This window comes from Photobacterium sp. ABD4_091, assembly GCF_056160145.1.
The window spans coordinates 1590982-1611121 of the sequence record NZ_JBSWWQ010000001.1 but is presented as its reverse complement, the minus strand read 5'-3'; the positions used below and the strand labels follow the sequence as shown (position 1 = coordinate 1611121).

Here is a 20140-nt window from a genome sequence, read left to right as displayed (position 1 = left end):
CCGAGGATCTGAAACAGGCTGTGGAAGGGGATCATATTGGCTGGATCGGTTATTTACCGATACAGAAAGAGGTAAAGATCCGGCCGAGCAGATCATCGGAGGTGAACTCACCGGTGATCTCGCTGAGGTGTTGCTGGGACAGGCGCAGCTCCTCGGCCAGGATTTCACCTGCCATAAAGCCTTCTAGCTGCTCCTTGCCGGTCTCCAGGTGGCTGGCTGCGCGCTCCAGGGCATCGAGATGACGCCTGCGTGCCATGAAGCCGCCTTCGGTGGTACCGGCAAAGCCCATACACTCCTTGAGGTGCTCACGCAGCGGCTCGACGCCATCACCGGTGCGGGCGGAAAGGCGAATTAGAGTCGGGTTGTTGACGTGGCAGATCCCGGCGTCTTCGCCTGTTAGCTCGACCTTATTGCGGATCACCGTGATACCCAGCCCTTCAGGCAGGCGCTCGACAAACTCCGGCCAGATCTCCGTCGGGTCGGTGGCGTCGGTAGTGGTACTGTCGACCATGAACAGCACCCGGTCTGCCTGCTGGATTTCTTCCCATGCGCGCTCGATACCGATACGCTCAACTTCGTCTGACGCCTCGCGCAGGCCAGCGGTGTCGATAATGTGCAGCGGCATGCCGTCAATGTGGATATGCTCGCGCAGGACGTCGCGGGTGGTACCGGCGATGTCGGTGACAATCGCGCTGTCTTTGCCTGACAGCGCGTTGAGCAGGCTGGATTTACCGGCATTGGGACGGCCGGCGATGACCACCTTCATCCCTTCGCGCATAATCGCACCCTGGTTGGCCTCGCGGCGTACGGCATCAAGGCGGTCGATGATGCCATTCAGGTCGCCTGCGACCTTGCCGTCGGACAGGAAGTCGATTTCCTCTTCCGGGAAGTCGATGGCTGCCTCGACGTAGATACGCAAATGGATAAGCGCTTCAACCAGTTCATTGACCCGGGTCGAGAAGGCGCCCTGGAGCGATTTGAAGGCACTTTTCGCGGCTTCCTCTGAGCTGGCATCAATCAGGTCGGCAATCGCCTCTGCCTGTGCCAGGTCGAGTTTGTCGTTCATGAAGGCACGCTCCGAGAACTCGCCCGGACGGGCGGCACGGATGCCGTCGATTTCCAGGATGCGGCGGATCATCATATCCATCAGTACTGGGCCACCATGACCTTGCAGCTCCAGTACATCTTCGCCGGTAAAGGAGTTCGGCCCCTTGAAGAACAACGCGATACCCTGATCCAGTGCCGTGCCGTCCTCATTCTTGAAAGGCAGGTATTCGGCATAGCGTGGCTTGAGTTCTCGACCGGCTACGGCAAGGGCGACTTCTTTGGCTTTCGGGCCCGAGACGCGGATAATGCCGACGCCGCCACGTCCCGGCGGGGTGGCTTGGGCAACAATGGTATCTGTATGTTCAGTCATAATTTTGGCTTAGCTTGATAAATACGCTGCAATTGTAAACAGAGTAGTGGCGATTGCCCAGTAATGGCAAGCGCTTGGGGTTAAGGGAATAAAAAAGGCGGCCCGCAGGCCGCCTTTTATCTCAACATGGGTCTGCACTATTTGGTATGCAGGCCTTTCTTCTCCAGCGAGCGGTAAATCAGCGTCTGCTGGATAAGCGTTACGATGTTCGATACTAGCCAGTACAGCACTAGACCTGACGGGAAGAACAGGAAGAAGAAGGTGAACATCACCGGCATGAAGGTCATGATCTTCTGCTGCATCGGGTCTGTTACCGTCGTCGGGCTCATCTTCTGGATCATGAACATGGTCGCACCCATCAGGATCGGCAGGATGTAGAACGGGTCCTGTGCTGACAGGTCGTGGATCCAACCGAAGAACGGCGCGTGACGCAATTCAACCGATTCCATCAGCGCCCAGTATAGGGCGATGAAGATAGGCATCTGTAGCAAGATAGGTAGACAGCCACCCAGTGGGTTCACTTTCTCTTTCTTGTACAGTTCCATCATTTCCTGGCTCATGCGCTGGCGGTCGTCGCCTAGGCGCTCACGCATTGCCTGCAGTTTTGGCTGCAGCATACGCATTTTCGCCATAGAGGTGTACTGCGCTTTAGTCAGCGGGTACATCGCACCACGAACGATGAAGGTTAGGATGATGATCGCCAGACCCCAGTTCACCACGATACCCTGGATGAACGACAGTAGGCTGTGTAGCGGGCTTGCGATAAACCATAGCCAGCCGTAATCAACGGTTAGGTTTAGGTTGTTTGCTGTAGCAGCCATCTGGTCTTGTAGTTTAGGACCAACCCATAGCGTTGCTGTTAGTGATTCCTCACCACCTGGTGCAACCGTTGTGGTTGGCATGCGAACACCGATGTAGCCCTGGCCATTGCTGGTACGGGTGTACAGGTTGCTCGCTTGTTCAGCACGCGGGATCCATGCAGTCACGAAGTAGTGCTGCATCATTGCCGCCCAGCCTTGATTCATATCCAGATTCAGGTTCTTGTCCTGCATATCATCGAAGCTGTATTTTTTGTACTTCACGTTGTCAGCCGAGTAAGCACCGCCGCGGTAAGTCGGCATAGTCAGGCTGCCACCGTCATCCATCAGGTTCTGCTTCAGCTGAGCATACATCTGCACGCTGGCTGGCTGCTCTGATTGGTTGTTGATGCTGTATTCAACATCAACCGCGTAGCTGTCGCGTTTAACGATGATGGTTTTGGTGTAGCTGATGCCGTCCTGCTCGTAGGTCATCGGAACACGTAGTTCGTCCTGGCCATCTTCAAGCGTGAAGCTGTCAGCAGATACCTGTAGCTGGGCACGGCCGGCTGCAGTATCGATACCCTGGGCACCGATAAGACCTGATTGAGCTGTGTAGCTGTGGCCCTGGTCATTTTTCAGTAGAACGAATGGGTCTTCCGATTCCAATTCGTTGTCGTAAGCCAGTAGTTTGGCTTCGATGATGTCACCACCAAGCGTATCGACAGTAAGCGCCAGTACATCAGTGTTAATGGTGATAAGGTTGTTTGACGTGCTTTGGTCAGTGATAGGCTGGCCGTCAGCGGAATGCGAAGGGACATCACCACTGTGAGTTACTTGTTGCGCTACACCCTGCGGTTGCGGGTTGCTGTCGGTATTCCACTGTTGGAACAGTAGGAAAGAGACAAACAGTAGAGCAATTAACAGAATATTGCGTTGGGAATCCATCGTTACTTATCTCTGTCGTTATGCTTGGTTGGCGGAACGGGGTCATAACCACCGTCGTTTAAAGGATGACATCTTAATAGACGTTTCGCCGCGAACCAACCTCCTTTTATTGCTCCGTGCGTTTTTATGGCTTCGATCGCGTATTGGGAACAGGTAGGGGTGAAACGACAACGCGGCCCGATGAGAGGGCTAATTGCCAGTTGGTAAAAGCGGACTAGTCCAATGACTAGCCACGCGAAGGGCGAGACAGGCGATGCCATAATTTATCTAGCAGCTTGAAAAGTTCTTCGTTGCTCAACTCACTGGCACTCTTCTTGGCGATAACGACAAAATCCTTCGCCGGCAGATCGTGTTGCTTCTGGCGGAAACTCTCACGCACGATACGTTTGAATTTATTACGGCCAACGGCGGTTTTGATCTGTTTCTTAGGGACAGCCAAGCCAAGACGCGGATGGTCAAGGTTGTTATTGCGGGCAAGAATAGTTAAGTGGGGAGAGCCAGCACGATGAGCTTGCTGGAAGACTTTTTTGTAATGTTCGGGAGTTAACAGACGTAACTCCCGAGAGAAAGCGAGCTTACTCAAAATAATCTAATGATTACTTAGAAAGACGCTTACGGCCTTTAGCGCGACGAGCATTGATTGTTGCGCGACCGTTCTTAGTAGCCATGCGTGCACGGAAGCCGTGAGTACGCTTGCGCTTTAGAACTGAAGGTTGAAAAGTGCGTTTCATGGGTTTTACCTTAAATTAACTGATCAGTTTTTAAGTTTGGTTAGAGTTTAGCGACTGTTTTCAGTCGTTGCCTCTAATCAAAGAGGCGGAATTGTAATCACTGACTCTTAAATAGTCAATAATTATGCCCAGCAGAGAACTGCGGGCGCTGAATTATACTTCCTATACGCTGGAGTGCAAGGATCCTTAACGGATCCCGACCTGGCTCAGGAACTTTTTCAGCCTCGGATCTTGCGGGTTACCGAAGATCTGATCCGGTGGACCTTGCTCGACGAAGCTGCCATCGGCCATAAAGATCACTCGATCGGCCACTTCGCGGGCAAATTGCATTTCGTGGGTGACCACCAGCATGGTTTGGTGGCGTGTTGCCAGTTTCTGCATCAGGCTAAGCACTTCGCCGACCCATTCGGGATCCAGCGCTGACGTCGGCTCGTCAAACAGCAGCAGCTCGGCTTCGAGCGCCATGGCCCGGCCGATGCCGACCCGTTGTTGCTGCCCGCCTGACAATGCGGCTGGGTAGTGATCGCCTTTATCACCCAGGCCAATATCATCCAGGATCTGCTGTGCTTTGTTGTAGGCTTCTTCTTTGTTCCAACCTTTTACCGTGATCAACCCTTCGGCAATGTTTTGTCTCGCCGTTAGGTGGGCAAACAGGGCATAGTTCTGGAACACAAAACCGGTTTTGCGGCGCAGTGCCAAAATATCTTTCTGGCTGGCCTGCATACTCTCAACCGAGACATCACCGAGGGTCAGGTGCCCTTCATCAGCAGTTTCGAGGAAATTAATACACCGCAGCAAGGTGGACTTACCGGTACCTGATGGGCCGATGACCACCACGATCTCCCCTTTGCTGATCGTCAGATCCAAACCGGAGAAAATCGTTGCATCACCAAATCGTTTGGTCAGGTTTTCAATCTTAATCATCGTGTGTAAGCCCTGTTGAGTTTAGCTTCTGCCCAGTTTTGCACCCGGGTCAGGACTAGGACGATACCCCAGTAAATGAGGGCAACGGCAAGGAAGGCTTCGAAAAACTTGAAGCTAGAAGAGGCTTCCATCTGAGCCGTAGCCATGATTTCTGCCACCCCGAGGGTAAAAGCCAGCGAGGTAGATTTGATCATGTCGATAAAATAGTTCATTAGCGAAGGCAGGGCGACCCGGGTAGCCTGTGGCAGGATGATCCGGCGCATGGCTTGCAGCTCGGTCATGCCTATCGACAGGCTGGCTTCCCGTTGACTGCGGTCGATACCAATAATGGCAGCACGGATACTCTCGGCCATATAGGCGGCAAAGTGCAGGCTTAGGCCGATAATGGCTGCGGTAAAGGCATCGAGGCCGACGAAAACCGGCATCACTTGCGGCAGACCGTAGTAAAGCAGGAACAGCTGTACCAGCAGCGGGGTGCCGCGGAAGAAGCTAATATATAGCTGGCTCAGCTGATTGAGCACCGGAATACGGTAAATACGAAGCAGGGCCAGTACCAATGCAATGATCAGGGCGAATGCCAGGCCCCAAAGTGCCATTCCCATGGTGGTGCCGAGGTAGTTGAACAGGATCGGCATCAGGGAAAGCATGTAGTCAAAATCAAAACCCATAGTGGTGTCTTCTTATTTACCGTGGTTTATCAGGCGACAAAGACCCACCCGGGGGTGAGTCTTGTGATTATGAAGGATAGCAGTTGGACTTAGTGGGTGATGTCGGCATCAAACCACTTGATAGAAATCTCTGCCAGGGTGCCGTCTTGGCGCATGGCCTCAAGGGCAACGTTAACCTCGTCACGAAGCTTCTCACCTTTTTCGCCTTGAACGAATGGCCAAGCGTTTTCAATCTTCTCGAATGGTTCGCCTGCCAGTTGAAGCGGTAGGTTCGCTTTCTTGATCAGCTCAAGCGACGATAGGCGGTCCATTACGAACGCATCGGTACGGCCCAGAGCCACATCGTGTTCGATACCGGTGTCGTAGGTTTTGATCTTGATGCTGCCGTCGGTATCGAACTGGCGCAGTAGTTGCTCGTAGTTTGAACCCAGGTTAACACCGACTGTCTTGCCATCTAGATCATCTGTACTGGTGATCTTGTCATTACCTTTGCGAACCACCAGCTGTGCACCATCAACCACATAAGGCTGCGAGAACAAGTATTTGGCCTTGCGTTCTTCAGTCATGGTGATCTGGTTGGAGATGGTGTCGATACGGCCGGTTTCCAGCAATCCGAACAGGCCTGAGAAGTTAGCGGTAACAAACTCGACGTTGTAGTCATTGCGTTTGCCGATTTCGTTCCACAGATCGACCTCAAAGCCTTGCAGCTGATCTTGCTTAACAAAAGTAAAAGGGAAATAGCGTCCTGACATTCCTACTTTTACATCGGTGGCAGCCATCGCTGCTTGGCTAACAGACAAGGTTAGAGCGATTGCGGTCAATGATTTTGTTACCCAGCTTTTCATCCTGTTTACTCCTCAGGTTGCTGTGATGATGTTCTGTTGGAATTATCCTATCTGTTAATAACAGGTTTCTATAAATAACTTGGAGTTATTTTAAATAACAAAAAGTATGAGTTGTGAATAGCTGATGTTCATGGATTTGTGGGTAAGCAGGGGTAAAATTGTGGTGATCACACGTATAATTGTGCGATCCATGTGAATAAGTCGGATCTTATTCACTTGATCTGCGATCTCTTTGCTGGCGATCCTGAGCCAGCGGGTATAAAATTGCATCCCTTTTAGTGTTTAGTTATTCAGTGTGGAGTCGAGCTTGTCATCTTCGCTTTGGTTGCAGTGCCTTCAACGCCTTCAAGAAGAACTCCCTGCAACAGAATTCAGTATGTGGGTTCGACCGCTTCAAGCCGAGTTGAGCGACAATACGTTGACCCTGTTCGCACCCAACCGCTTTGTGCTCGATTGGGTCCGCGATAAGTACCTCAACAATATCAACCGCCTGCTCAACGAGTTTTGCGGCAATGATATGCCGATCCTGCGTTTCGAGGTCGGTAGCAAGCCGGTTACGGCTCCGCCGCCGCAGCCTGCTGTGACGCCGCCGCCGATCTTGAACCCGGCTCCGGCGCCTATACAGGCCGAGCGCGCCCCGGCGCTGGATGACGATGCGCCATCGCGTACCTGGGAGCCCGCTCCCTCGCCGGTCCAGCCCGAATCGCAGGCCGGTTATCGCTCGAACGTCAACCCTAAGCACAATTTCAACAACTTCGTTGAGGGTAAGTCGAACCAGCTGGGCCTGGCGGCCTGCCGCCAGGTAGCCGATAACCCGGGTGCGGCATATAACCCGTTGTTCTTATATGGTGGTACTGGCCTGGGTAAAACTCACTTGTTGCACGCTGTGGGTAATGCCATTGCCGATCGCAAGCCCAATGCCAAAGTGGTGTACATGCACTCCGAGCGTTTTGTCCAGGATATGGTCAAGGCGCTGCAGAATAATGCTATCGAAGAGTTCAAGCGCTACTACCGCAGTGTTGATGCCTTGCTGATCGATGACATCCAGTTCTTCGCCAACAAGGAGCGCTCGCAGGAAGAGTTCTTCCACACGTTTAATGCGCTACTGGAAGGCAACCAGCAGATCATCCTGACATCTGATCGCTACCCGCGTGAGATCAACGGGGTAGAGGATCGCCTTAAATCACGCTTTGGCTGGGGCCTGACGGTGGCGATTGAGCCGCCTGAGCTGGAAACCCGCGTGGCGATCCTGATGAAGAAGGCAGAAGACCACAATATCCGCCTGGCAGACGAAGTGGCGTTCTTCATTGCCAAGCGCCTGCGCTCCAATGTCCGTGAGTTGGAAGGGGCACTGAACCGGGTGATTGCCAATGCCAACTTTACTGGCCGGGCAATCACCATTGATTTTGTCCGTGAGGCACTGCGCGATTTGCTGGCCTTGCAGGAAAAACTGGTCACGATTGATAATATTCAAAAGACCGTGGCCGAGTACTATAAAATTAAGATGGCTGATATGCTATCCAAGCGCCGTTCCCGCTCGGTTGCCCGCCCGCGCCAAATGGCGATGGCGCTGGCCAAGGAGTTGACCAACCATAGCTTGCCGGAAATCGGCGATGCCTTTGGTGGCCGGGACCATACCACGGTGCTTCACGCCTGCCGCAAGATCGAGCAGCTGCGTGAGGAAAGCCATGACATCAAAGAAGATTATTCTAACCTAATAAGAACACTGTCATCTTAATATGAAATTTACAGTTGCACGCGAACAGCTACTAAAACCCCTGCAGCAGGTCTCTGGTGCATTGGGTAGCCGTCCTTCATTGCCGATCCTCGGCAATATTTTGTTGGTTGTCGAGCAGGGTTGCCTGTCGATGACAGGTACCGACCTCGAAGTTGAGATGATTGCCAAGCTAGCCTTGGAAGGTGACTTCGAAGAAGGTGCGGTGACAGTACCGTCACGCAAATTCCTGGATATCTGCCGTGGCCTGCCTGACAGTGCCAATATTGCGATTTCCCTGGAAGGGGACCGCGCGATCATCCGCTCTGGCCGCAGCCGTTATACGCTTTCTGTATTGCCAGCAGCAGATTTTCCGAATATCGAAGATTGGCAGAGCGAAGTGGAAATTACCCTTCCTCAAGGCCAGATGCGCCAGCTTATCGACAGCACCCAGTTTTCGATGGCCCACCAAGATGTGCGTTATTACCTCAACGGTATGCTGTTTGAGACCGATGGCCAGTTGCTTCGTTCGGTAGCGACTGATGGTCACCGTATGGCGGTGTGCGCCGTCTCAACCAGTGCAGAGCTGCCAGCCAAACAGATCATTGTTCCGCGCAAAGGCGTGATGGAACTGATGCGCCTGCTTGATAGCCCTGAGGAAGAGGTTCGCCTGCAGATCGGCCATTCCAATATCCGCGCCGAAGTGAACAACTTCGTATTTACTTCTAAGCTGGTAGATGGCCGATTCCCTGATTACCGCCGAGTGATGCCGCAGAATAGCACCAAGGTTGTGGAAGCGAGCTGTGACGAGCTGCGTAAGGCATTTTCCCGTGCGGCTATTCTGTCTAACGAGAAATTCCGTGGCGTCCGATTGAATCTGTCACAGGGTGAAATGCGCATTACCGCCAATAACCCTGAGCAGGAAGAAGCGGAAGAGTTCCTGGATGTCGACTACCAGGGCGAGCCGCTCGAAATTGGTTTCAATGTGAGCTACGTGCTTGATGTTCTCAACACCCTCAAGTGCGAGCAGGTACGTTGGTCGCTGACTGATGCCAATGCCAGTGCCTTGCTGGAAGACAGTGCCAGCGGTGAAGCCATGTACGTGGTGATGCCAATCAGGCTATAAGGCCATGTCGTTAACACGCCTGATCGTAAAGGATTTCCGGAACATCGAAGCCTGTGACTTGTCTTTGTCACCAGGCTTCAATTTCCTTGTTGGTGCCAACGGCAGCGGCAAGACCAGTGTTTTGGAGGCAATCCACTTTCTCGGCCATGGCCGCTCTTTCCGCAGTCACCTGACTGGCAGGGTGATCCGCCATGATCAGCAAGAGCTGTTTGTCCACGGTCGTTTGCAATCCTCTTCGTCTTTCGAGCTGCCTGTTGGCATCAACAAAAAGCGCGATGGTACGACCGAGTTGAAAATCGGCGGCGAAGGAAGCCAGAAGCTGGCCCAGCTCGCCCAGATGCTGCCGTTGCAGCTGATCACGCCGGAAGGTTTTGACTTGCTCATCGGCGGGCCGAAGTTCCGCCGATCTTTCATTGACTGGGGTGTGTTTCACGTGGAACCCCAGTTCTATCATGCCTGGGCGAGGGTAAAGCGACTGACTAAACAGCGCAATGCCTTGCTCAAAACGGCCCGGCATTACCGCGAGCTGAGTTACTGGGATCAGGAGCTTAGCCTGCTGGCTGAAGAGATTTCGCAATGGCGCCATGATTATCTCGAGGCGGTAAAACTAAAAGCCAAAGAGATCTGCGAAGTCTTTTTGCCTGAATTTGATATCCAACTCGGGTACTACCGGGGTTGGGAAAAAGACACCCCTTATGCTGAATTGCTTCAGCGTAATTTCGAACGGGATAGCCAACTGGGTTACACCGCCAGCGGCCCGCATAAAGCGGACTTGCGGGTTAAGGTAGCCGGCACCCCAGTAGAGGATGTGCTTTCCCGCGGTCAGCTCAAGCTGATGATGTGTGCTTTGCGCCTTGCGCAAGGATTGCACCTGACCGAAGCAACGGGTAAGCAGTGTATATATTTAATTGATGATTTTGCTTCCGAGCTGGATAGCCATCGTCGGGCACTGTTGGCGCAACGGTTGAAAGAGACCGGGGCACAAGTCTTCATCAGTGCAATCAGCATTGAGCAAATAGCGGAAATGCATGATGAAAATGGCAAGATGTTTCATGTGGAACACGGTAAAATAACCGCAGGATAATTTAAGCGAGAGTAACTCAATGTCCAACAACTACGATTCATCAAGTATCAAGGTACTTAAGGGCCTTGATGCGGTACGTAAGCGCCCAGGGATGTATATTGGCGATACCGATGACGGTACAGGCTTGCACCACATGGTATTTGAGGTAGTCGATAACTCTATCGACGAAGCTCTTGCTGGCCACTGTGAAGATATCATCGTCACTATCCACGAAGATGGCTCTGTGTCAGTGAGTGATGATGGTCGTGGTATCCCGACTGAAATGCACCCAGAGGAAGGCGTTTCGGCAGCAGAAGTTATCATGACGGTACTGCACGCTGGCGGTAAGTTCGATGACAACTCGTACAAGGTTTCCGGTGGCCTGCACGGGGTAGGTGTGTCGGTTGTTAACGCCCTGTCTGAAAAAGTCGAGCTGACGATCAACCGCGGTGGCTCTGTACACCAGCAGGTATACAGCCATGGTGAGCCTCAGGCGCCACTAGGCATTATTGGTGAAACTGAGAAAACCGGTACCCGTATCCGTTTCTGGCCAAGTGCTGAAACCTTTACCAATATTGAGTTCCAGTATGAAATCCTGGCAAAACGCCTGCGCGAACTGTCGTTCCTGAATTCCGGTGTGTCGATCAAGCTGATTGACGAGCGCGAGGAAGACAAGCAGGACCACTTTATGTACGAAGGTGGTATCCGCGCTTTCGTTGAGCACCTTAACCGCAACAAAACCCCAATCCACCCGAAAGTCTTCCATTTCGAATTTACCCGCGAAGACGGTATCGGTGTAGAAGTGGCGATGCAGTGGAACGATGGTTTCCAGGAAAACATCTACTGTTTCACCAACAACATCCCGCAGCGCGATGGTGGTACCCACCTTGCAGGCTTCCGTGGTGCATTGACCCGTACCCTGAATAACTTCATGGACAAAGAAGGCTATTCGAAGAAAGCCAAAACGGCGACATCCGGTGATGATGCACGTGAAGGCCTAACGGCGGTAGTATCGGTGAAAGTGCCAGATCCTAAGTTCTCAAGCCAGACCAAAGACAAGTTGGTATCGAGTGAAGTGAAGCCGGCGGTTGAATCGACCATGGGTGAGAAGCTGAGCGAGTTCCTGTTGGAAAACCCAGCTGACGCTAAAACGGTATGTACTAAGATCATCGATGCTTCACGCGCTCGTGAAGCAGCGCGTAAAGCGCGTGAAATGACCCGCCGTAAAGGTGCGCTGGATTTGGCCGGCCTACCGGGCAAACTGGCAGACTGCCAGGAAAAAGACCCAGCTCTTTCTGAACTCTACATAGTGGAGGGTGACTCTGCGGGCGGTAGTGCCAAGCAGGGTCGTAACCGTAAAAACCAGGCTATCCTGCCGCTCAAAGGTAAGATCCTGAACGTTGAGAAAGCACGCTTCGACAAGATGCTGTCTTCTCAGGAAGTGGCAACGCTTATCACGGCTATGGGCTGTGGTATCGGCCGTGACGAGTACAACCCGGATAAACTGCGTTACCACAACATCATCATCATGACCGATGCCGATGTCGATGGTTCCCACATTCGTACGCTGCTGCTGACGTTCTTCTATCGTCAAATGCCAGAGCTTATTGAACGTGGTCATATCTATATTGCTCAGCCACCGCTTTACAAAGTGAAGAAAGGCAAGCAGGAGCAGTACATCCAGGATGACGAGGACATGGGTCAGTACCAGGTTGCCTTGGCACTGGACAACGCTGCGTTGTTTACCGCTGAAGGCGCACCAGCGATTTCTGGCGAAGCGTTGGAGTCACTGGTTAAGCAGTTCAACGGCGCGAACAAGCTGATTGAACGTATGAGCCGTCGTTACCCGACCTTGATGCTGAACGAGTTTACTTACCAGCCTCGCTTGTCGGCAGAGATGCTTAATAACGAAGGTGATGTTGAAGCTTGGACTAAGGCATTGGTTGCTGCGTTGAACGCCAAGCAATCTGGCGAGAGCCAGTACACTTATGCAGTGGTTCGTGACGAAGAGCAGAGCCTGTACCTGCCGAAAGTGACGGTTCGTACCCACGGTGTTGAGCATGAGTACCTGCTAAGTGCTGACCTGCTTAACTCGAAAGAGTACGGCAAGCTGGCATCATTGTCTGAAGCGCTATTCGAGCTGCTTGAGGAGTCTGCCTACGTACAGCGTGGCGAGCGCAAGCAGCCGGTAAGCAGCTTCAAGGAAGCATTGGAATGGTTGATCAAAGAATCTCGCCGCGGCCTGTCGCTACAGCGATACAAAGGTCTGGGTGAGATGAACCCTGAGCAGCTTTGGGAAACCACCATGGATCCAGAAACGCGCCGTATGATGCAGGTAACCATCAACGATGCAGTGGCGGCGGACGAGTTGTTTACCACGCTAATGGGTGATCACGTTGAACCGCGTCGTAACTTCATCGAGGCAAATGCCCTGAATGCGAACCTGGACGTGTAATTAAACGCGCACAGCTCTCTAGTTACAAAACTCTCTAGTTGTAAAGCGCCGCACTCAGTGCGGCGTTTTTTTATCTCTGCTAGTTAGGGTTATGATGGCCCTGAGTCACAAGAGCAGGGGAGGCGAGTTATTCCTTTGGCAAAACCGCTCGCGCCATTATTCGGCTTCTCATTATTCAGGGCATCTCTTCCTTTTAATCGGAATCCAATTTATCTAGCACTGATCTCACCTAGAACTCATCACTCCACATCCACATGAACAGATAACTTCGAGCTGCTGGTTACAAGAGACACCTCCGAATAAACGTCTAGTGCTTTTCATGCTCGCTAAACGATTTAAGCTCGATAAACGATCAGTGTGGCAGCTGGTGGCTGTACGGAATTAAGGTGTATGGAAAAAATTTTTTCTATCGGGGTTGGAAAATTATTGCGCTGACCCTATATCTATTTATGAAGAGCAAGGTGCCAAAAATTGGGCCGGCGACCGGCTTGTCCGCAGAAGGAAAGCCACTTCGACAATTCAATCGTTTAATATATTGCTTCATAAGAAGGATAAAGTTTATGCGTAACCTAGATTTCACTCCTCTATACCGCTCTGCTATCGGCTTCGATCGTCTGTTCAACCAAATGGAAAAATCGGCAACCAACGCCAACGCTGGTTACCCGCCATACAACATCGAACAGCAAGATGAAAACCATTACCGTATTACCATGGCAGTGGCAGGCTTTGCCGATGAGCAACTGGATATCACCCAGCAGCAAAACAAACTGATTGTCCGTGGTACCCGCGAAGCCAACGGTGAGACAGAACGCCAGTACCTGTACCAAGGCATTGCCGAGCGTGATTTTGAGCGTAAATTCCAACTGGCTGATTATGTAAAAGTTGTCGGTGCCGAGATGGAAAATGGCCTGCTGCATATTGATCTTGAACGTGAGATCCCTGAAGAGCAGAAGCCGCGCAAGATCGCGATCAACGGTCGCCGCTTGCTTGAAAGCGAGTAGTTCTATACAGGAACATTACTCCCTTTAGAGGTGTGAAAGGTCAGCCAGGATGCTGGCCTTTTTTATTTTCACATCTTGTTTTATTTCCCCCTTTCCTCAGTCTTTGCTTTCGTCGCTGTCCCATCATGGTCATCCAAAGCAACAGGTATATCAGCCAGAGCAGCTCAAAGTCATTAATGCATCTTTCATTCTGAAGTCCGTTAAGTTGCCCGTGTGTGGTGATGAGGGAGTGTTTGTAACTCTGTGCGCTGTCGCTCTGTTTCACGTGAAACCTTGGACAAGAAAATGTGCCATCTAGTAAAGGTAAAATGACCTAGCAAGAGCACTGCGTTTATCACCAAGCTAAGTTAATACTGTTGCGAAGGAAAAATAAAACTGGCCAAACAGGCGATCTTTAAAGCTTCTATATGAGTGAAATATCAAAAGCAAAGAGAGTTGCGTATAGGTATAGATTGCTTTCGGATTGTTTAGTTGTGAAGTAATTGGTTGTGGAATGAGTGGTTGCGGATTGATTGGCTTCGCATTAGCTGGTAGAGAAAAACAGGCTACCCGAGGTAGCCTGTGTATGTTGCTAAGTCTTATGCCCTGAGTGGGTTAGCGTTCTTGGTAGGCTTTTTCCACTTCCTCGGCAATGATTGCGATGCCTTTTTGCATCACCTCATCTTCCTGAACGTAGTTCATCCGCAAACACTCGTGGCCATGCTGCCAGTCTTCATCCAGGCCAATGAAGAAATACTCACCAGGTACAATGAGTACGCCACGGGCTTTCAATCGGCGGTAAAGCTCTATGGTGCTGATGGGCAAATCCTTGAACCAGAGCCATAGGAACATTGCACCTTCAGGCTTATGGATCCTAAAGCGGGGATCAGTAATAGCCTGTTGCAGCATCTCAACAGCATGCTTGGACTTGCGCAGGTAGAAAGGTTTGATGACATCTTCGCTCAAGCGCATTAGATCATTTTGCTCAATCATCTTATAACCAATGGCAGGGCCGACACTACCCGGTGCTAGGCTGAGCACGCCGTTCATGTTGGCGATGGCAGTGGCGATTTCTTCGCTGGCAACCACAATCCCGCAGCGCACGCCAGGGAGGCCAAGTTTCGACAAGCTCATGCACAAGATAGTGTTGTCGTTCCAGAATGGGGTGACATCTTCAAAGATGATATCCGGGAACGGCATGCCATAGGCATTGTCGATGATGAGTGGGATATTGTGTTCGCGAGCCAGCTGATCAAGGTGGTGGATTTCCTCGTCAGTCAGGACATTGCCTGTTGGGTTGGTAGGGCGCGAGGCACAAATAGCACCGATGCTGTCATCTACGACAAGGTGGTTGAAGTCGACATGGTACTTGAATAGGCCATTGTCGAGCAGGCTGATTTCCGGCTTGTAGGAGATAAACATATCCTCACTCAAGCCTGAGTCACCATAGCCAATATATTCAGGTGCCAATGGCAGCAGGATTTTTTTCTTCGTACCGTCTTTGAAATCACCGGCCAGTAAGTTGAACAGGTTGAAGAACGCACTTTGGCTACCGTTGGTCAGGGCGATATTCTTGGCACTGATATTCCAGCCATAGCGATTGTTGAGCAGTTGGGCGAGGGCATTGATGAAAACATTTTTACCCTGGGGGCCATCGTAATTGGTCAGTGCTTGGGTGAGCTCGCCGGTGGCTGCCATCTGGCTGCAGAGCTGATTGAAGTACTCTACCATTTCAGGGATCTGGGCAGGGTTACCGCCGCCGAGCATGATGGCATCGGGGGTGCGTAATCCATCGTTCAAATCATCCATCAACTGGGTGATACCTGAGTAGCGGGCGAACTTGTCACCAAATGTAGAAAACTCCATCTTTACTTCTGACCTCGGGGCGTTGTGTTTATCTTATTCGATATGGTTATGGTTTATGTTGTGCTGTTCGTCAACATACCTCAACGAAGCGTTTTATTAAACCCTTTGTAACACCGGATCTCCATCCCACTCATTTCCGTATATCTTCACGCGGTAATCAGCTGGTATATATAGTCTAGCGGTACCTGTTCGCAGATGAGTTTTCTAGTGTTTCACGTGAAACCGTGATGACTTGGAGTGCCGTTTATATCCGTGGGGGAAATAGATTTGATTACAGTTCGGGGAAAACCTAAGGGCGCATATAAAAAAGCCCCGGTATAAACCGGGGCTGTAATATCGTTATTGCTCTATCGCAATTACTTTTGCAGTAGCGAAATATCAGCCACTTTTAGGAACTCGTTACGCAGTTGGTTCAGCATGGTTAGACGGTTCACTTTTAGCTTCTCGTCATCAGCCATCACCATTACGTTGTCGAAGAACGCATCGACTGGCTCACGAAGGTTTGCCAGCTCAGAAAGTGCCTGCTGGTAGTCACCTTCGGCAAAGACAGGGGCAAGCTGTTCTAGCGTTGATGCGATATCCGTCGCCAATGCTTTCTCTGCATCTTCAACCAATAGGCTACTATCAACACCGGCTGCTAGCTCACCGTCGAATTTCGCCAGGATGTTACCTACACGCTTATTCGCGGCTGCCAGTGATTCAGCTGCGTCTAGAGAGCGGAAGTGTGATACCGCCTTAACACGTTTGTCGAAATCAGCAGGCTGGGTAGGGCGAAGTGCCAGTACCGCCTGGATAACGTCAACGCTGTGGCCTTCGTCTTGGTACCAAGCGCGGAAGCGGCCTAGCATGAAGTCGATCACTTCGTCTGCCACATTGGCGTTCGTCAGCTTGTCGCCGAACAGTGATTGCGCTTTGGCAATCAGGTCAACCAAGTCTAGGTTGTAGCCTTTCTCGACGATGATACGCAGAACACCTAGCGCAGCACGGCGCAGGGCAAATGGATCAGAACCTTTAGGTGCCTGGCCAATGCCGAAGATACCCACTAGCGTATCTAGCTTATCTGCCATTGCAACTGACGCTGACACGCCTGTGCTTGGTAGTTCGTCGCCGGCAAAACGTGGCATGTATTGCTCGTTTAGCGCCAGGGCCACTTCTTCTGCTTCACCGTCATGGCGAGCGTAGTGCATGCCCATCACACCCTGGGTATCGGTAAATTCGAATACCATGGAGGTCATCAGGTCACACTTGGCCAGTAGGCCTGCGCGCTTAGCGTTAGTCACATCAGCGTCGATCTTCTCGGCAATGTAACCGGCCAGCTCAGTAATACGGTCAGTCTTGTCTTTGATCGTACCTAGCTGCTTCTGGAAGATAGCCGTTTCTAGTTCAGGCAGGCGATCAATCAGCGGACGCTTACGGTCGGTGTTGAAGAAGAACTCTGCATCGGCAAGGCGAGGGCGGACAACCTTCTCGTTACCTTCGATGATTTGCTGAGGATCTTTCGAAATGATGTTGGTTACGAAGATGAACTTAGGCACTAGGTTGCCTTCTGCATCGTAAACCGGGAAGTATTTCTGGTCACCTTTCATGGTGTAAACCAGCGCTTCAGACGGTACGTTCAGGAAGTCTTCTTCGAAAGATGCAGTCAGTACGACAGGCCATTCAACCAGAGACGTCACTTCTTCAACCAGCTCGTCTTCAAGGTCGGCTTTACCGCCAACCGCTTCAGCTGCTTTCTGGGCGTCAGCCAAGATGATGGCTTTACGTGCTTCGTAATCAGCCATTACCTTGCCGCGCTCTTCCAGGATAGCTGGGTACTGATCGGCATTGTCGATAGTAAATTCAGCTTCGCCCATAAAGCGGTGGCCACGGATAGTGCGTGCAGATTCCACACCCAGGATAGTACCCGGGATCAGCTTGTCACCCAGAAGCATGGTCAGGGTTTTCACCGGACGGATAAACTGGGTATCTGTGTCGCCCCAGCGCATCGGCTTAGGGATAGGCAGTTTAGCAAGTGCGTTAGCTGCCATGTCGCATAGCAGTGCATCAGCCGCCTGGCCTTTGACTTCTTGCTTGAACAGTAGCCATTCGCCTTTGTCAGTAACTAGGCGGTCAGCTTGTTCAACGGTGATGCCATTACCACGTGCCCAGCCTTGAGCCGCTTTGGTTGGGTTGCCGTCTGCATCGAATGCCACTGAAATCGCCGGGCCGCGCTTTTCAACTACCTTGTCAGGCTGGTTTTCAGCAAGGCCAGCAACTTTAAGTGCCAGGCGACGAGGGGAAGCAAACCACTTCACACCTTGGTGTGGCAGGTCAGCTGCTTTCAACTCAGCTTCGAAGTTCGCTGCAAAGGCTTCAGCCAATGTGCGCAGTGCCGTTGGCGGTAGCTCTTCGGTACCAAGTTCAATAAGGAAATTGTGTTCAGCCATGCGTGATCCTTACTTGTCTTTTTTGCACATAGGGAAGCCAAGAGCTTCACGAGAAGCGTAGTAGGCTTCAGCCACTTGCTTGGTTAGGTTACGGATGCGCAGGATGTAGCGCTGACGCTCTGTAACAGAAACGGCTTTGCGTGCATCAAGAAGGTTGAATGCATGGCCTGCTTTTAGAATACGTTCGTAAGCAGGTAGAGGAAGTGGTTTCTCTAGTGCTAGCAGCTCCTGACATTCTTTTTCGCACTGGTCGAAGAAGGTGAATAGGAAATCAACGTCTGCGTATTCGAAGTTGTAAGTTGACTGCTCAACTTCGTTCTGGTGGAAGATATCACCGTATGTCACTTTGCCTAGCGGACCGTCTGTCCATACTAGGTCGTAAACGGAATCAACACCCTGGATGTACATTGCCAGGCGCTCGATACCGTATGTGATTTCACCGGTTACCGGCTTACACTCAAGGCCACCTACCTGCTGGAAGTAAGTGAACTGGGTCACTTCCATGCCGTTTAGCCACACTTCCCAGCCAAGACCCCAGGCACCCAGGGTAGGGTTTTCCCAGTTATCTTCTACAAAGCGGATGTCGTGGACTTGGGTGTCGATGCCAAGAGCTTCCAGCGAGCCTAGGTATAGCTCCTGGATATTGTCCGGTGATGGCTTGATGATCACCTGGAACTGGTAGTAGTGCTGAAGGCGGTTCGGGTTCTCGCCGTAGCGGCCGTCAGTAGGACGACGTGATGGTTGCACATACGCTGCTGCAATAGGTTCTGGACCCAGAGCACGAAGACATGTCATCGGGTGAGAGGTACCTGCACCTACTTCCATGTCCAGAGGTTGCACAATAGTACAACCCTGTTGGCCCCAGTAATCCTGCAGCGCGAGGATCATGCCCTGAAAGGTTTTAATATCGTATTTCTGCATTGTCAGCTTCGCGTGATTAATGGATTGAGAGATTTTTAGTAACTATCCAGTATACCTCGGCAGCCCCGTGGCTAGTAGGGGGAGTGCATGTTTTTTGGTCATCTTTGTTTAATTTGCTTAAATTAATGTGCCTAACTTGTCAGGGTATGAAGTTTTTTGACATTGTTCTGATATCTGGTTTTGGCGGGTAGATACAATACGGCCGCCAATGAACTGCTTTGGCTTGCCAAAGACGCTGCACACAATGACATCGGCCCAGAGCCGAGAAGAAGAAAGGTAAACAATATGGATTTGACTAATCGCGCTAAATCTAGCAAATGGATTCGTAACCTGGTGTTTGCTACGGCAACGGCTGTGGTTGCGACAGGCTGTTCAACAACCAACCCTTACACAGGTGAAGACCAAACGGCGAAAGCGACCAGTGGCTCAATCATCGGTGCGGTGGCGGGTGCTGCTATCGGTGCCGCATCTTCGAGCAAGAGCGACCGTGGCAAGGGTGCCTTGATTGGCGCGGCTTCCGGTGCTGCTCTGGGTGGCGGTATCGGTTACTACATGGATGTGCAGGAAGCGGAGTTGCGTAAGCAATTGCAATCGACCGGGATCAGCGTAACCCGTGACGGTGACAATATTATCCTCAACATGCCGAACACCATTACTTTCGCTGTGGACGATACGGCGTTGAGCGGCCAGGCTAAAAACGCCCTGAGCAGTGTGGCCTTGGTAGCTAAAGAATACGATGAGACCATGCTGAATGTTTACGGTTTTACCGATAGCACTGGTGCTGCGTCTTATAACCTGCGCCTGTCTCAGGTTCGTGCCAGCGAAGTGAGCAACGAGCTAATGCGTGGTGGTGTGGCTAGCAACCGTATCGTGACCAAAGGCATGGGTGAGTCACACCCAATTGCTTCGAACGATAACGAGCAAGGCCGTGCCCAGAACCGCCGTGTAGAAATCGTGCTTTCTCCACAAGGTTAATTTCACCAAAATAACCTTGATTGGATAAAAGGGCCTCAAGCAGGCCCTTTTTTGTGCCTTGCGATCCGTGTTGCTGCTGTGTAGAATTGCCGCACCTTTGGGGAGTAGCCTCTTGTTCTGGCAAGACAAGCGTCAACATAATTGAAGCAAAATCTTCATGGCGTTTGTGACTCACGTTTATCCTACTAGTGAGTTTGGCGAGACCATCGGTAAACCAGCATGAACCGGGGTGGGGCATGTGCGTTTACCTGTGGTTTTTTATCGTATTCCTCGCCCCAAAGAGC

17 protein-coding genes and 1 riboswitch are annotated in these 20140 nt (G+C 51.5%); of the genes, 6 read left to right on the top strand and 11 right to left on the bottom strand.

Annotated elements, in window-relative coordinates; genetic code table 11:
• Window positions 1–49 precede the first annotated feature (49 nt).
• The 8 genes from mnmE to ACXAGQ_RS07485 all read right to left on the bottom strand — a co-directional run bounded on the left by mnmE (window position 50) and on the right by ACXAGQ_RS07485 (window position 6264).
• Complete coding sequence (mnmE, locus tag ACXAGQ_RS07520) at window positions 50–1417, bottom strand: tRNA uridine-5-carboxymethylaminomethyl(34) synthesis GTPase MnmE (RefSeq protein ID WP_475252949.1); 1368 nt, start codon at window positions 1415–1417, stop codon at window positions 50–52.
• 137 nt (window positions 1418–1554) lie between these two features.
• Entirely contained in the window at window positions 1555–3162 is a 1608-nt protein-coding gene (yidC, locus tag ACXAGQ_RS07515) for a membrane protein insertase YidC (protein ID WP_475252947.1), read from the bottom strand.
• A 2-nt stretch (window positions 3163–3164) separates the two neighbouring features.
• Window positions 3165–3422 carry a membrane protein insertion efficiency factor YidD gene (gene yidD / locus ACXAGQ_RS07510; protein WP_317524633.1) on the bottom strand — a complete coding sequence of 86 codons (258 nt, stop codon included), beginning with the start codon at window positions 3420–3422 and terminating at the stop codon, window positions 3165–3167.
• Window positions 3389–3745: a ribonuclease P protein component gene (gene rnpA, locus ACXAGQ_RS07505; protein WP_039463498.1), complete on the bottom strand. Its 357-nt coding sequence runs from the start codon at window positions 3743–3745 to the stop codon at window positions 3389–3391. Before rnpA ends, yidD begins: the two co-directional genes overlap by 34 nt.
• Before the next feature lie 13 nt (window positions 3746–3758).
• Window positions 3759–3893, bottom strand: coding sequence for a 50S ribosomal protein L34 (gene rpmH / locus ACXAGQ_RS07500; protein WP_004411068.1), 135 nt, complete (start codon window positions 3891–3893; stop codon window positions 3759–3761).
• A gap of 186 nt (window positions 3894–4079) precedes the next feature.
• Window positions 4080–4817 (bottom strand): amino acid ABC transporter ATP-binding protein, encoded by a 738-nt coding sequence (locus ACXAGQ_RS07495; protein ID WP_475252945.1) that lies wholly within the window; start codon window positions 4815–4817, stop codon window positions 4080–4082.
• Window positions 4814–5485: an amino acid ABC transporter permease gene (locus tag ACXAGQ_RS07490; RefSeq protein WP_475252943.1), complete on the bottom strand. Its 672-nt coding sequence runs from the start codon at window positions 5483–5485 to the stop codon at window positions 4814–4816. Before ACXAGQ_RS07490 ends, ACXAGQ_RS07495 begins: the two co-directional genes overlap by 4 nt.
• An 89-nt stretch (window positions 5486–5574) precedes the next feature.
• The gene (locus ACXAGQ_RS07485; RefSeq protein WP_475254692.1) at window positions 5575–6264 is read right to left on the bottom strand and encodes an amino acid ABC transporter substrate-binding protein; all 690 of its coding nucleotides are present in this window, start codon (window positions 6262–6264) and stop codon (window positions 5575–5577) included.
• A 373-nt stretch (window positions 6265–6637) separates the two neighbouring features.
• Here ACXAGQ_RS07485 and dnaA point away from each other — a divergent pair, with 373 nt between their 5' ends.
• The 5 genes from dnaA to ibpA all read left to right on the top strand — a co-directional run bounded on the left by dnaA (window position 6638) and on the right by ibpA (window position 13689).
• Complete coding sequence (dnaA, locus tag ACXAGQ_RS07480) at window positions 6638–8068, top strand: chromosomal replication initiator protein DnaA (RefSeq protein WP_475252941.1); 1431 nt, start codon at window positions 6638–6640, stop codon at window positions 8066–8068.
• Window position 8069: 1 nt separating this feature from the next.
• Window positions 8070–9170: a DNA polymerase III subunit beta gene (gene dnaN / locus ACXAGQ_RS07475; RefSeq protein ID WP_475252939.1), complete on the top strand. Its 1101-nt coding sequence runs from the start codon at window positions 8070–8072 to the stop codon at window positions 9168–9170.
• Window positions 9171–9174: 4 nt separating this feature from the next.
• On the top strand, window positions 9175–10254 hold the full coding sequence (gene recF, locus ACXAGQ_RS07470) for a DNA replication/repair protein RecF (protein WP_475252937.1): 1080 nt from the start codon (window positions 9175–9177) through the stop codon (window positions 10252–10254).
• 19 nt (window positions 10255–10273) lie between these two features.
• Window positions 10274–12688 carry a DNA topoisomerase (ATP-hydrolyzing) subunit B gene (gene gyrB, locus ACXAGQ_RS07465; RefSeq protein WP_475252935.1) on the top strand — a complete coding sequence of 805 codons (2415 nt, stop codon included), beginning with the start codon at window positions 10274–10276 and terminating at the stop codon, window positions 12686–12688.
• Window positions 12689–13248: 560 nt separating this feature from the next.
• Window positions 13249–13689 (top strand): small heat shock chaperone IbpA, encoded by a 441-nt coding sequence (gene ibpA, locus ACXAGQ_RS07460; protein WP_039463476.1) that lies wholly within the window; start codon window positions 13249–13251, stop codon window positions 13687–13689.
• A gap of 594 nt (window positions 13690–14283) precedes the next feature.
• Here the strand turns inward: ibpA and ACXAGQ_RS07455 are convergent.
• The 3 genes from ACXAGQ_RS07455 to glyQ form a co-directional block, all read right to left on the bottom strand.
• Window positions 14284–15534, bottom strand: coding sequence for a valine--pyruvate transaminase (locus tag ACXAGQ_RS07455; protein ID WP_475252933.1), 1251 nt, complete (start codon window positions 15532–15534; stop codon window positions 14284–14286).
• 356 nt (window positions 15535–15890) lie between these two features.
• On the bottom strand, window positions 15891–17960 hold the full coding sequence (gene glyS / locus ACXAGQ_RS07450; RefSeq protein ID WP_475252931.1) for a glycine--tRNA ligase subunit beta: 2070 nt from the start codon (window positions 17958–17960) through the stop codon (window positions 15891–15893).
• A gap of 9 nt (window positions 17961–17969) precedes the next feature.
• Window positions 17970–18881: a glycine--tRNA ligase subunit alpha gene (glyQ, locus tag ACXAGQ_RS07445; RefSeq protein ID WP_039463466.1), complete on the bottom strand. Its 912-nt coding sequence runs from the start codon at window positions 18879–18881 to the stop codon at window positions 17970–17972.
• Window positions 18882–19166: 285 nt separating this feature from the next.
• Here glyQ and ACXAGQ_RS07440 point away from each other — a divergent pair, with 285 nt between their 5' ends.
• A complete protein-coding gene (locus ACXAGQ_RS07440; RefSeq protein WP_317524619.1) occupies window positions 19167–19856 on the top strand; it encodes a YiaD family glycine zipper/OmpA-like lipoprotein in 690 nt (229 codons plus the stop codon).
• A gap of 92 nt (window positions 19857–19948) precedes the next feature.
• A riboswitch (yybP-ykoY riboswitch) is annotated at window positions 19949–20052 on the top strand.
• Window positions 20053–20140: the final 88 nt, after the last annotated feature.

Bases quoted from the DNA above. Each gene is read 5' to 3' on its own strand.
- mnmE (WP_475252949.1), bottom strand. From the start codon at position 1,417: ATGACTGAACATACAGATACCATTGTTGCCCAAGCCACCCCGCCGGGA.
- yidC (WP_475252947.1), bottom strand. From the start codon at position 3,162: ATGGATTCCCAACGCAATATTCTGTTAATTGCTCTACTGTTTGTCTCT.
- yidD (WP_317524633.1), bottom strand. From the start codon at position 3,422: ATGGCATCGCCTGTCTCGCCCTTCGCGTGGCTAGTCATTGGACTAGTC.
- rpmH (WP_004411068.1), bottom strand. From the start codon at position 3,893: ATGAAACGCACTTTTCAACCTTCAGTTCTAAAGCGCAAGCGTACTCAC.
- ACXAGQ_RS07495 (WP_475252945.1), bottom strand. From the start codon at position 4,817: ATGATTAAGATTGAAAACCTGACCAAACGATTTGGTGATGCAACGATT.
- ACXAGQ_RS07490 (WP_475252943.1), bottom strand. From the start codon at position 5,485: ATGGGTTTTGATTTTGACTACATGCTTTCCCTGATGCCGATCCTGTTC.
- ACXAGQ_RS07485 (WP_475254692.1), bottom strand. From the start codon at position 6,264: ATGGCTGCCACCGATGTAAAAGTAGGAATGTCAGGACGCTATTTCCCT.
- dnaN (WP_475252939.1), top strand. From the start codon at position 8,070: ATGAAATTTACAGTTGCACGCGAACAGCTACTAAAACCCCTGCAGCAG.
- recF (WP_475252937.1), top strand. From the start codon at position 9,175: ATGTCGTTAACACGCCTGATCGTAAAGGATTTCCGGAACATCGAAGCC.
- gyrB (WP_475252935.1), top strand. From the start codon at position 10,274: ATGTCCAACAACTACGATTCATCAAGTATCAAGGTACTTAAGGGCCTT.
- ibpA (WP_039463476.1), top strand. From the start codon at position 13,249: ATGCGTAACCTAGATTTCACTCCTCTATACCGCTCTGCTATCGGCTTC.
- ACXAGQ_RS07455 (WP_475252933.1), bottom strand. From the start codon at position 15,534: ATGGAGTTTTCTACATTTGGTGACAAGTTCGCCCGCTACTCAGGTATC.
- glyS (WP_475252931.1), bottom strand. From the start codon at position 17,960: ATGGCTGAACACAATTTCCTTATTGAACTTGGTACCGAAGAGCTACCG.
- glyQ (WP_039463466.1), bottom strand. From the start codon at position 18,881: ATGCAGAAATACGATATTAAAACCTTTCAGGGCATGATCCTCGCGCTG.
- ACXAGQ_RS07440 (WP_317524619.1), top strand. From the start codon at position 19,167: ATGGATTTGACTAATCGCGCTAAATCTAGCAAATGGATTCGTAACCTG.